The sequence below is a fragment of the Streptomyces coeruleofuscus genome, assembly GCF_039532725.1.
Lineage (GTDB): Bacteria > Actinomycetota > Actinomycetes > Streptomycetales > Streptomycetaceae > Streptomyces > Streptomyces coeruleofuscus.
Genome location: NZ_BAAASE010000017.1, coordinates 106,239 through 117,022 on the forward strand (window position 1 = coordinate 106,239; position 10,784 = coordinate 117,022).

Genomic DNA, 10,784 nt, shown 5'->3' on the forward strand with positions numbered 1-10,784 from the left:
GGCCCCGCCAGATGGGTGGCTACGCCGCTGCCCAGTCGAGTCCTAGGTCGGCCAGCGCAGCGAGTTTGTCGGCGCTCAGCTTGGCGCGCCTGCTCTTGCTGTTGCTCAGGAACACCCCCAGCTTGATCTCCGTGCCGTCCTCCAGCCTGCGATGTGTCGGCTTCGTGTCAGCGGGAGCGTGTCAGTGGCGGTCGGCCCGGGAGCGCTGTTCTCTGCTGGTGGCTGGCGATGCCGGGCGGGCTCGTCGCTGACGTGTGGTGGTCTTTCGGGGCCTGGAGGCTGTCATGAAGCGGTATATGCACAGGCGGCTCACTGCCACGACGGCGGTACATCGCAGGCAGAGCTCCTGAAGGACGAGGACGTCGTCCGCCACATCCAGGCAGGTGCTTTGGTCCCGCTCAACGTCGGCGGAGACGGCGCTTTCGGGGTTCTGGTCCGCTCGGGCACTGCCGACGCGCCGGCCCGGTTGACCGAGCGCGAGACAGCCCACCAACTGGTGGCCTCCCAGCCCTACCTCTTCGTTTCCCGCGGTCGTGCACTCGTGGGCGGCATTGAAGACGTCAGCGCAGACGGCTCGGACGACGTGATCGAGTGCCCCGTGCCCGAGGGCCGCCATGCTGTGATCGTCCATTTGATCGACTGGCAGGCCGAACCTGGCAGCCAGGACGAGGACGGGCGGCCCGTGCCAGGGGCCCTGCCGGACTTCGTGGTCCTGATCAACCCTGCTCGGCCCAGTCAGGAGGCATACCGGACCGCCGTGCAGACCTTCGAGGCCCCGAGCGGCTGACGTCAGCGGATCGGGTTCAGACAGCCTTGAGCTGCTGCTGTGCCTTGGTGTGAGCGAGGCGGTATGACTCGGTCCCGGTCTCGATGATCGCTTCAGGCTCAGCCCTGGCGGGCAGCATCGTCACCGGTTGGTTCACCCGAAGCGCTGGCCATCGGCAAGCAGCAGCGGCAAAGCATGCTGGCGATCGCCAGGCAGACGCGCTTCTCCACACCGTGCAAGCCACCCTAGATGAGCAGAGACGTACTGCCGCCGCTGACCGAAGAAGGCAGGCGTACGTCGACCTCCTCAGGGCGGCGGAGGACGTGGCCATCCTGCATCGTCATGGGTCTGAAGACCGCGCAGCCTTGTTGCGAGCAGCCTCGTTGGTGAACATCGAGGGCCCCGCATCAGTAGCCAGCGTCGGATACGAGCTGGTGCAGATCACCCAAAAGTTTCCGCCCTCTCGCGCCCACAGTGCTGAGCTGGAGTCGCGCTACATAGAATTTTCTTCGGCCTTCCTTCAGGCTGCGAAAGAATCGCTGAACAGGGCGTAGCTGGCCATCGAAGCGTCTAGCCGGCGGCCACCAGGCAGTGACAGCAGTCGTCGGCGTCGTCCTCGGGTCTGAACTGAGATCTTGGCCCTGTCCGGTTCGTTGTCCTGGTCTTTGTCCGGTGCAGGCTAAGGATGTGTTAGGTGTGGTCGGCCGACCCTTTGGAGTCGGGACGTCCCAAGGCTGGGAGCATCGCCCGAACCCCCGCAGGTGAGACAAGGCGGACGGCTCGGAGTGCGGAGATCCGAGGGCCGACGCCCCACGTGGGTAGTGCCGCCATCACCGGACCCTGAGGGGCGCAAGCGCTCCCTGCCGGGCCGAGCCGCCCCATAGGGCGCGAGTTGCCAACACTGCCACGGGCCCTCTCGTTGTCCGGCACGATGGCACGTCATGGACTCCACCGTGGTCGCCGCTCTCATCGCCGCCCCTACGGCCATCATCGCCGCCACGGCCGCTTACGCAGCCGGGCGCGCGCAGGCCCGGGGAGCCCACCAAGGACCTGTCGATGCTGTACGACGAGAGCACCAGCGCGACGCTTACGCCGCCTTTGCCAAGGCCGCCCGAGCCTTCCAAGCATCCACGCATCCACAGGACGGAGTCGTCATCCGCGCGGCGGGGCAAGACCCGTCCCAACTGATTGGCAGGGCGGGGGCGCGAGCCGCTGAGCTGCGCAGCAAGGCCGACAATAGGCCCCTTAAGGATGCCTACATCGTCGTGGAGCTCGAAGGGCCGAAGCACGTCGCGGAACTCGCCGAGTCCGTCGTCTCCCACGCCGCCAGCGTCCTCAATATCGTCTGTCATCCCTTGCTTCCCTTGGCCAGGATGCTGTCGCTCTCTGGCCACGGGGCACCACACCATCTTCGCCTTCCCCCGCTTTCCGAGATCGTGCCTCGCCACGTCGCTCTCACCAACGTAGTGGAGGCTTTCGTGGTGGGCGCTCGCGACCATCTCAACGGCCGCAGTCGATGACGGGCCATCCCTTGCTGACGTAGGGGTCAGTGGATTCCAAGAGCACATCAAAGGAACAGTTCATACGGCGTCTGCTAGCGGCACCGCCCTGGACTCCGGATAAGCGCCCCATATCGAGGTTCCATGGAAGTGCTCAAATCCGGTGAACGGGGCGTCGCATGTCGGATGGTCAGAACACGGTCGAACCGCTCGTCATCCCCGCGGCACCGGCCCGGCCGGAGCAGTACGACACCGCAACCCGGGCCGCACTCGACCACATCGACCGCCAGGCCGTGCGCACCATCGCCGACGGCCGCCCGTCGAGCACCCGCAGAAGCTACGCCCAGGACTGGGCGAGCTGGACGAAGTTCTGCGCCGCCTCCGGCGTGCCGGTGCTCGCCATCACCCCCAGCACGCTGGTGATGTTCGTCGAGTGGCTGTGGACCCAGCCCGGCGGGAAGAAGGGGACGTGCACCGCGCCGTCGACCATCGACCGCCGGATCTCCGGCACCGTAGTGTCCGCCCGCGCCGAGCACGGCGTGCGGCTGGAGGACGGCGTCGCCCGACTCGCCCGCAACCGGCTCAAGCAGCTGGTGAAGGAGATGGAGGAGAAGGGGGAGACCCGCGGCCGGGGCCAGGCCCCGCCGCTCCTCGTCGAGCACCTAGTGAAGATCAGCGCCGCCTGCCCCGACAACCTCAGGGGCATCCGCGACCGCGCCCTGGTGCTCATGCACTTCGCCGTCGCCGGCCGCGAGCACGAACTCGCCTTCAACCGGGTGCGCGACTACGCCGAGACCCCCGGCGGCATCCAGGCCGACCTGCGCGTGTCCAAGGTCCGGCCCCGCGTCGTCCCGGTCCCCTACGGATCCCGGCCGTCGATCTGCCCGGTCCGGGCCTGGCAGGCGTGGAAGGAGGCTGCCGGCCTCACCGACCCGGACGGATACGCCTGGCGCCGCCTGCACAACCGCTGACACACCGTCATGGAGGGCGGCCTGCAGCCCGCGGCGATCGGCGACGTCGTCACCCGCGCCGGCGAACGCGCCGGAATCGAGATCCGCTTCACCGGCCACAGCCCCCGCCGCGGGCTCGCCACCTCCTCCCGGCTGAAGGGCCACGACCAGATCGTCATCGCCAAGCAGGGTGGCTGGGCCCCGCACTCCAAGGTCCTCGCCAGCTACCTCGAAGTCGTCGACCAGTGGGAGGACAACGCCCTGCTCGGAGTGCTGTAGGACGCTCTTGGTGGCGGTGGGTTGGTCTGTTCCTTAAAGTTCCGGATCGCGGGCGGAACTGGGCGCTCAGCTGTCCAGTGGCACGTCGAACATGGGCGATGTGCCCGTGTCCGTAAAGTGGAGCGTTCCCTTGCCTTCCGGGACTTCCACAACCGACGTGCCGATGGCGTACTTGCCGGGCGGGATCTCTTGGACGAAGTCCTCGTATTCGTGGCCTACCACACTCACGGAGTCAACCAACCGGCCGTCCTCGCTCTCCCACGTGCCTCCATCCAGAAGTGAGGGGAGGAACGTGGCCGTACCCGTGTTCTCTACGCGGAATGTCATCGCGTAGCTCGTTTTTCCGGGTGTTTCGTTAGCTACCTCGGCCAGGTCCTTCAAGGTGACCTTGACCGGCTGATCTGGCTCGTCATACGTGGGCTGGTAATAGGCCGTAACGGTCTCACCGACGCGGAGCGTCGGGGGAGACTGACGAGTGGGCTGTTCCTCTGTCGTAGTCACGGGGAGGTCCGCCGTCGTAGTCACGGGGAGGTCCGCCTTGTCCTGAGCAGGGGTGCCGCCGCACGCGGTAACCCCTCCCACGGCCAGAACCGCCGCACTGGCTGCCGTGACGATAAGGTTCCGGGTTCGCATTCTGATCACCTTCTATCCCTTCAGTATGAGGGTGTGGAGCCCGGCCGAGCAGCATCACCGGGCCCTCCAGCCGGGGCCGTCACTCCCAGAGCCGGAAGGGGCCCGAGAGCCGTGGGACCGGGGCCTGCGGCCCGCCACCCGCGCCGCTCAGGTTCTGCGCCGAGGAGGACCTGCCCCCGGCCGCCGTCCGCTCCGGCACGTTGGTCGCGTTCGTCGAATGGTGCTGGCACCAGCCCGCCCGGCCGCCGAAGCCCGGCCGAAAGTCGGCCAGTCTCACCGCGCCCTCCACCATCGACCGCCGCCTGTCCGGCGTCGTCGTCACCGCCCGCCGGCAGCACAAGCTGCAGCTGGCCGAGGACGTCGCCGAGGAGGCCAGATGGAGAAGGCGGGGGAGCGCCGTGGACGCGGCCCGGCGCCCGCGCTGCTCGTGCGGCACATGGAGAAAATCGCCGCCACCCTGCCGCCCAACCGGTTCGGAATCCGGGACCTGTCACTGATGACGCTGCACTTCGCGCCGGCCGCGAGCACGAGCTGGCCTACCTCAGGGTGCGCGACATCGCTGAGGACCCCGAGGGCCGCGGGCTCATCGTGGACGTCCGGGACTCCAAGGTGGCGCCGCGCACGGTCGAAGTGCCCTTCGGCTCCCGGGCCCACCTGTGCCCGGTACGGGCCTGGCGCCGCAGGAAGGCCGAACTCGGCGAAGACGTCGACCCCGACTCGTCGCCTACCGGGCCGTGCACAACCGATGGAAGACCGTCCTGCAGCGCGGGCTCGACCCCGTGACCATCGGCGACATCCTGACCCGGATCGGCGCCCCCGCCCAGCTCGACATCCGGCCCACCGGCCACAGCCCCTGCCGCGACCTGGTCACCGAGTCCTCCCGCGCCGGCAACCCCGACGCCGTCGCCGAGCGCCAGGGCGGATGTGCCCCCGGCTCCAAGGTCATGCGCCGCTACCGCGAGGAAGACGACGGCTTCAAGGAAATGCCCTGCACGGCGTGCTGTAACGAAGGCGCTACCGAGGATCGGACGGACGGCGGTCATCCGGCGCGCACCCGGCGGCACCACCGGAGAGGAGCTTAAGGGCCCCTCATGCATGTACAGGCGAGGGCGGGCATGATCAGGCCGCGGATACTCCACCCGACGATGCCCGCGAAGAGGAACCGCATTCCGGCTGGCGAGCTGACGTACGCAAGAACAAGCGGGAGAGTCAGTACCCCGACCATGGAGCCTGTGGCGACACGTGCACCGAAGGCCCGCCACGTACCAAAGTTCGAGGTCCAACCCGGCCGTGCCGCTGTAAGGAGGGCGGGATAGTAGGCGTGCGCTACATGGCCGAGCACGCACGCCAGGAATATGTACATCTGGTCCATGAGGAAGGCTCCCTGGTCCGACGGGGTCGAGGTCCGCCTCCGGCGAAGACACGGCGCACTCGATTGGTTACCTCCGATGGGACGGTAAAAGGAGAAGTTTCTCTAGAAAGCCCACCCTCAGTAACGGTCTGCTCTATTCCGTTACCTTGCGTGACGGTCGCGCAGGGCGGACTGGCCCCGGAGTCGGTCGGCGACGTCCTCACCCGCATCGGCGCCCGCGCCGAACTCGACATCCGGCCCACCGGGCACAGCCCCCGCCGCGGACTGGTCACCGAGTCCTCCCCCACCGGCAACCCCGACGCCGTGGCGGAGAAGCAGGGCGGATGTGCCCCCGGCTCCAAGGTCATGCGCCGCTACCGCGAGGAAGATGACGGCTTCAAGGAAAACGCCCTGCACGGCGTGCTGTAGGCCCACGGCGAAGCCGGAAGCAGCCCGGCCGTGCGCTACGAGGCGATGTGGGCGGAGATCATCAAGTCCTTCCAGGACGACCGGACGCTGTGGCTGGCCACGCTCGAAGCCCTGCTCCAGGCGGAACACTCCGACGATCTGCGCCGCTACCTGGCCGGAAGTCAGGCCCAGGGCCGCCAGGGTCTGGCCGCGCTGCTGCTCGGCACACCCGAGGACGAGGTCGGCGACACCGCCACCCGCACCCTGGGCGCCGCGCAGATGGCCCTGTTCACCGGTCTGATGACGCAGTGGCTCACCGACCCCGACCAGGCTCCCGACGCCTCTGAAATCGTCGCGGGTCTACGCGCCCTCACCGGCATCGTCGACGCACACGAGTAGCCAAGGCATCGACAGGGCCACCCGATCGCCGGACAACGACGGGCAGCCTGCGCCTGTTCCACGGAACGGGACAAGACGTCGCACAGACTGGAGTGATGGAGTGGATCGGCGCGGCGCAGCAGGCCAGCAGTAGCCCCCCTTGGCCGCCCGGAACTGGCGCGTAGATGTCTCGGGCCTCCTCGTGGGAACCGAGGTCGCTGCGTTGGTCTTCCGGGATGAGGAGCTCCGCAACCGGCTGACAGGGTCTATCGCTCTCATCATTCATGCGGACGACCTGCGGATCCCACTCGGCTACACCGGCCCGGAACGACTGGTAGCCATGACCTACATCGAGGTACTGAAGTCTCTAGGCGCCAACCTGCGCGGCGAGCAGTTGCCCAACCCCTCGCAGCGCTGGAACAACGCCGTCGAGTACTTGATCAAAAAGAGTTCATAGGACGACTAGAGGACTTGGTTCTGGGCGTGCGCCCGCCATCGAGCACAGCTCGCGCTGGCAGCGCTTGCGGCGGGTGACAACCACCACGCGGTCCGCGCCGCTAGTGACAAGTAGCCTGCCGATCTGGTGACAACTACGGTACCCCCCTGGTTGAAAATAGTGGCTCGGAGCGCCGCTGTGGTGACAGCCATCGTGCTTCGGCACGCTAAGTGTGACTGCGCGCTTCAATTGGCGGATGGGCGCTGGAGGTGGCGTGGCAGCGCAAGTACCGTCACTGGCTTCCCACAGATCCGATCAGTTTTCCGAGATCCTCCAGGGCGGCGAGCGAAGCTCCCCGGGCCAGCAGAGCGGACAGGATGAATGCCCGGTCGAGTAGCGCGTTCCTGTGCAGGCCGACGAGGATGTCCTTGGCGCGGGCGCGCCCGAAATCATCGCTGTAGGCGTTGTGCCCGTAGAAGTGCAGCTGCTCAATAGCTTCAGCCAGTTGAGGGTCAAGGCCGACAGGCGGGACGTTCGGGTGTGTCAGGTCCACGGCGCGGGCCATGGCTGCCCATCCGGACAACGCGACATCGCCCGCCTCGACGACAGCTACGGACGTTTCCTGGGCGAGCCGATGAGCCGTGCACATCATCCGCAGGTCAGGCAGGTAGGCCATCAGTGGCCCGCGCGGAGGGTTCCCCGCTTTCGGTGTGGTCTGCCGGTACCGGCTGGTGAAGCGGGCAAGTCCCGGCACTTGATCGGCATCGACGTTGAAGCCGCTAGTCAGGAATGCCCAGACCGTTCCTGGCTCGCACTGCGAGTCTGTCCATCCGGCGGCCAGGGCAACGGCCTCTCCCAGGTCGCGATCTGGTGCGTAGGGCACCCAGGCTGCTTGATAACGCGGCTCGCCAGCCTCCGACATTGCAGCTCCGTTCGTTCCGTAGTGCCAGGCACCACAGCACCCGCGTTGCGCATCGGCAGCGAGGCTGCATCTTCATACTGCTGCAGCACGAAGGCGGGCATGGGGAGGCGCGCAGGCTATGAGCTTTGACGTCCTGCGCAGCATGCCCCGAGGTGGTCGTGCGATCTGCGGACTCCTGACACGTCGCACCGTCTGCCATGAGGTCGCGCGGAAGCGGGCCGACTTCCCCCTCCTCCCCCCCCGTGCTCGCAGTGCACGGGCCATCGAGGCACCCATGGAGGCACGGCAACGCTTGGGCGGGCCCCCACGGGCGGTCTACCGACGGCTAGTCCACCAAAGGGTCAGCGAGGCTGCCGATCTTGCATCACGTGCATTGGGTTCGCGTCCTCGACGGGATTCTCAGCGGCCCGCAGACGCGGTTGGCTCGATGGTTGCGGGGCTAACCCCCGCGCCGAAGACCATGGCGCCGCCCTCCCGGGCAATTTACGGTCGGGCCGATTGACAACAGCTGCTTCAACTCCAACAGGTCCAACCGGTGCTGGCATGGAAGACCACGCAACCCCTGCTCCACCGCCCAACTACCTGCACGCCCCGCCCCGGCGTGCCCGATCCCTAGGGGGAACTCGTTCGTGTCCACGCTCGCTCTGCTCGTCGCGCTGCTCCTGGTCGTCGTCGTGGTGCTGCTCGCGGCCGGCACCGCCTACGTCGTGCACCGCCACCCCGCTTGGAGCCAACCGCTCGGTGCTGCGTTCGGCGCCGTGACAGTGATGGCTGCTCTGGTCGGCGCGATCCTCTCCCGGTGAGCCTGGCGCGGGGACCGGGGCAGTGGGAAGCCTTGGCCCCCGCACGGCGGCAGCAGGTTGAGCTAAGGGCTGCGCTCCGACGATGGTTTGACGCCAGGTACCGGGCACGCCGACCGCCCCACAGTTCCACCAGGCGCTCGGTTTTGCCCGGCACGGGTGACGGAGGGCGCCGCGCCCACGGTCTGGAAGTCGATTTCACAGACGTAGACGCTGGTGAAGCCGATGCCTGCCCGAAATGGGCAAGGCGATCGGCTTCACAATGCGGGGGAGGTGCGCCAACACCTGACCCCATGTCCCTGGTGCGCCGGTTGGAGCCAGTAGCAATCAGGGCCAAGTCAGCTCTACCTAAGTAGAGATGGCTTGTGATGAAGAGTCTGCCTCCAGAACCATGATCATTATCAGTTTGAGGGGTACGGAATTGAATCAATGCAGGTCAGCGTCCTGCGCCTGTTTGTTTTTCTTGCTTGCGCTTTGCTGCGTCACGCAGAGCCCTGTGACCTGCAACGACCTGCGCCATGTTTGCAACCCCCCTGGGGCGACTGTCGCCAGCTGATGGTATGGCTCCGTGCAGCGCTGTGACCTGCACTGTTTGCGGCCGTTCCGCTTCCAAAACGCTTGTTGAGTGCGACGCACGCCATTCACAGGGGCATCCCTGCCGTCCCACAATCTTTGGTTCAGTGGTGAGGAAATCGTCTGACTCACCCTCAGGAGTGCTCTACGGGCTGGGAAGCTTTCCTCAGCAGTCCACCTGCGCGTAGGGAGCGCCAACTCCCCTAGACCGCGCAGCACGGACTTCCGGTTGGAGCCAAGTAGCACCGTCCGGCGATCTCCTGGTCGCCGGACGGTGGTTAGGGAGAGCCTCATGGGCAAGAAACCCATCACCAGGGCGAGCGCTGCGACCATCGAGCCGCCGCTGTCCGACACCCCCATCAGCACCACAACGAGCGGCCGGTTCGGCATGCCGCACGCACTGGTCATCATCGCGGTCATCGTTACCGCCGCTTTCCTTGCCCCCGGCGGGATGAGCGTCGAGGACGTCCTGCTGCTCCTGGCGGGCGCCGGCGGCATCGGCGTGGCGGTCGTGGCCTTGGTCGTGAGTGGAGGCCGCGGTGGCGGCCGACTGGGCCGGCTCGTCCGCGCGTACTTCAGCGCCGGGAACTGAGGTGGCCGTCATGGGACGCTCCGAGAACCCCGTCGACCGTGCTGTTCCGGAGCGCGCACAGCTCGCGGACTTCCTGCGCGACCGCAAGAACACGGCCGGCCTGACCTACCGGCAGATGGCCAAAGCGGTGGGCGGCCAACCCTCGGAGGCCACCTTCGAGCGCGCCGCCTCTGGCGCCATCGTGCCCTCCATGGAGACCGTCAGGATGTTCATCATCACGACCACCACCGAGAGAGATGGCCTTGGCCCGCAATTTGCCCTGATCAGCGGCCGCGAACTCTGGATCCGGGCACGCCGGGCGACCCGCGCGCCCTACTACGTTCGTCGGGCCCCCGACCCGACACTGATCTCCGACACGGCAGGCTTCCTGAGGGCCTTGCGGCACCAACACGTGTGGATCGGCTACCCCACGCCCGGCGAGATGGAGCGGATGTCCGGGCCGGGCGTGCTGCCGAGGACCACCACCCGACGGATCATCGACGGGGACGCTCTCCCCGTCGACCCTCAACAGGCCATCGCCTTTCTGAAAGCGTGTTACGTGACAGACGAAGCGGAACTCGCATCGTGGCTTGCCGCCGCCGTCCGATCCCTCCGAGAAGATCCAGCGCGGTCTAAGAATCTCGATAAGTGGATGAAATTCCACCAGGAACTGGTTCAGCAGGCTGAAAGCAAAGACCTTGCTACGGTTACTGCTCTGCGTGAAAAAGAAGATAAACGGGCGGCATAGATCACTTGCAATCGGCACCCCGGTTTATAAATCACCGGGGTGCCGATACATTATTCAAATGGGGCTTTCCCCGGGGGGCGGGGGCGGTTCCAGAGTTCATCTGGGCCTTCAGTTTGAAGCAAGGGGTTGGGCTGGTTCTGCCAAAGGGTACATAGTGCATCACCTGATGCAGGGTCACCGACCCCGGCCGCCCTCTCCGCCTTACTGCTCGGGCCGTAGGCCCGTTGGCCGTCCCGCGCAGCGGGCGCGGCCGGTGGCTGGAGCGCAGCGGAAGCCGCCTTGCGGGGCCAGCGGCCCCGCTGCTCCGGGAGCGCAGCGGACGGAGCGTCACCCGCCTTGCGCAGCAAGGCGAGTGGGCTGCTCGCGCAGCGAGCAGCGGCGCTCACGCGGAGCGTGAGCGCAACCCCCCCCGCGTAGCGGGGGGGGTTGCGCTTGCACATCGCGCAGCGATGTGGCACCCGCTCCGCGGG

General features: G+C 67.0%; 13 protein-coding genes. 11 read left to right on the forward strand and 2 right to left on the reverse strand.

Going from position 1 to position 10,784, the window contains the following annotated elements:
- Positions 1-184: 184 nt before the first annotated feature.
- From ABFX81_RS40570 to ABFX81_RS40585, 4 genes are all read left to right on the forward strand, one after another.
- Positions 185-787 carry a hypothetical protein gene (locus tag ABFX81_RS40570; protein WP_346139535.1) on the forward strand — a complete coding sequence of 201 codons (603 nt, stop codon included), beginning with the start codon at positions 185-187 and terminating at the stop codon, positions 785-787.
- 920 nt (positions 788-1,707) lie between these two features.
- Positions 1,708-2,286: a hypothetical protein gene (locus tag ABFX81_RS40575; protein ID WP_086843345.1), complete on the forward strand. Its 579-nt coding sequence runs from the start codon at positions 1,708-1,710 to the stop codon at positions 2,284-2,286.
- Between the two features lie 158 nt (positions 2,287-2,444).
- Positions 2,445-3,236 (forward strand): integrase, encoded by a 792-nt coding sequence (locus ABFX81_RS40580; protein ID WP_346139537.1) that lies wholly within the window; start codon positions 2,445-2,447, stop codon positions 3,234-3,236.
- Positions 3,237-3,245: 9 nt separating this feature from the next.
- Positions 3,246-3,494, forward strand: a complete 249-nt coding sequence (locus tag ABFX81_RS40585; protein ID WP_346139538.1) for a site-specific integrase — start codon at positions 3,246-3,248, stop codon at positions 3,492-3,494.
- A 66-nt stretch (positions 3,495-3,560) separates the two neighbouring features.
- Here ABFX81_RS40585 and ABFX81_RS40590 read toward each other — a convergent pair whose 3' ends face one another.
- Positions 3,561-4,127, reverse strand: a complete 567-nt coding sequence (locus tag ABFX81_RS40590; protein ID WP_086843347.1) for a hypothetical protein — start codon at positions 4,125-4,127, stop codon at positions 3,561-3,563.
- Positions 4,128-4,861: 734 nt separating this feature from the next.
- Between ABFX81_RS40590 and ABFX81_RS40595 the strand changes: the two genes are divergently transcribed.
- From ABFX81_RS40595 to ABFX81_RS40610, 4 genes are all read left to right on the forward strand, one after another.
- Positions 4,862-5,209 carry a site-specific integrase gene (locus ABFX81_RS40595; RefSeq protein WP_346139540.1) on the forward strand — a complete coding sequence of 116 codons (348 nt, stop codon included), beginning with the start codon at positions 4,862-4,864 and terminating at the stop codon, positions 5,207-5,209.
- A gap of 440 nt (positions 5,210-5,649) precedes the next feature.
- Positions 5,650-5,907 (forward strand): site-specific integrase, encoded by a 258-nt coding sequence (locus tag ABFX81_RS40600; protein ID WP_346139541.1) that lies wholly within the window; start codon positions 5,650-5,652, stop codon positions 5,905-5,907.
- Between the two features lie 30 nt (positions 5,908-5,937).
- Positions 5,938-6,285 carry a TetR family transcriptional regulator C-terminal domain-containing protein gene (locus ABFX81_RS40605; protein ID WP_346139542.1) on the forward strand — a complete coding sequence of 116 codons (348 nt, stop codon included), beginning with the start codon at positions 5,938-5,940 and terminating at the stop codon, positions 6,283-6,285.
- 181 nt (positions 6,286-6,466) lie between these two features.
- Entirely contained in the window at positions 6,467-6,721 is a 255-nt protein-coding gene (locus tag ABFX81_RS40610) for a hypothetical protein (protein WP_086843349.1), read from the forward strand.
- A 271-nt stretch (positions 6,722-6,992) separates the two neighbouring features.
- On the opposite strand, the gene ABFX81_RS40615 is transcribed toward ABFX81_RS40610, so the two are convergent.
- Positions 6,993-7,622 carry a hypothetical protein gene (locus ABFX81_RS40615; RefSeq protein ID WP_346139544.1) on the reverse strand — a complete coding sequence of 210 codons (630 nt, stop codon included), beginning with the start codon at positions 7,620-7,622 and terminating at the stop codon, positions 6,993-6,995.
- 629 nt (positions 7,623-8,251) lie between these two features.
- On the opposite strand from ABFX81_RS40615, the gene ABFX81_RS40620 reads away from it, so the two are divergent.
- From ABFX81_RS40620 to ABFX81_RS40630, 3 genes are all read left to right on the forward strand, one after another.
- Positions 8,252-8,425 carry a hypothetical protein gene (locus ABFX81_RS40620; protein WP_346139546.1) on the forward strand — a complete coding sequence of 58 codons (174 nt, stop codon included), beginning with the start codon at positions 8,252-8,254 and terminating at the stop codon, positions 8,423-8,425.
- Positions 8,426-9,287: 862 nt separating this feature from the next.
- Positions 9,288-9,587 (forward strand): hypothetical protein, encoded by a 300-nt coding sequence (locus tag ABFX81_RS40625; RefSeq protein WP_086843353.1) that lies wholly within the window; start codon positions 9,288-9,290, stop codon positions 9,585-9,587.
- Positions 9,588-9,597: 10 nt separating this feature from the next.
- Positions 9,598-10,314 (forward strand): helix-turn-helix domain-containing protein, encoded by a 717-nt coding sequence (locus tag ABFX81_RS40630; protein WP_346139548.1) that lies wholly within the window; start codon positions 9,598-9,600, stop codon positions 10,312-10,314.
- Positions 10,315-10,784 lie beyond the last annotated feature (470 nt).

Bases quoted from the DNA above. Each gene is read 5' to 3' on its own strand.
- ABFX81_RS40625 (WP_086843353.1), top strand. From the start codon at position 9,288: ATGGGCAAGAAACCCATCACCAGGGCGAGCGCTGCGACCATCGAGCCG.
- ABFX81_RS40585 (WP_346139538.1), top strand. From the start codon at position 3,246: ATGGAGGGCGGCCTGCAGCCCGCGGCGATCGGCGACGTCGTCACCCGC.
- ABFX81_RS40590 (WP_086843347.1), bottom strand. From the start codon at position 4,127: ATGCGAACCCGGAACCTTATCGTCACGGCAGCCAGTGCGGCGGTTCTG.
- ABFX81_RS40615 (WP_346139544.1), bottom strand. From the start codon at position 7,622: ATGTCGGAGGCTGGCGAGCCGCGTTATCAAGCAGCCTGGGTGCCCTAC.
- ABFX81_RS40630 (WP_346139548.1), top strand. From the start codon at position 9,598: ATGGGACGCTCCGAGAACCCCGTCGACCGTGCTGTTCCGGAGCGCGCA.
- ABFX81_RS40575 (WP_086843345.1), top strand. From the start codon at position 1,708: ATGGACTCCACCGTGGTCGCCGCTCTCATCGCCGCCCCTACGGCCATC.
- ABFX81_RS40580 (WP_346139537.1), top strand. From the start codon at position 2,445: ATGTCGGATGGTCAGAACACGGTCGAACCGCTCGTCATCCCCGCGGCA.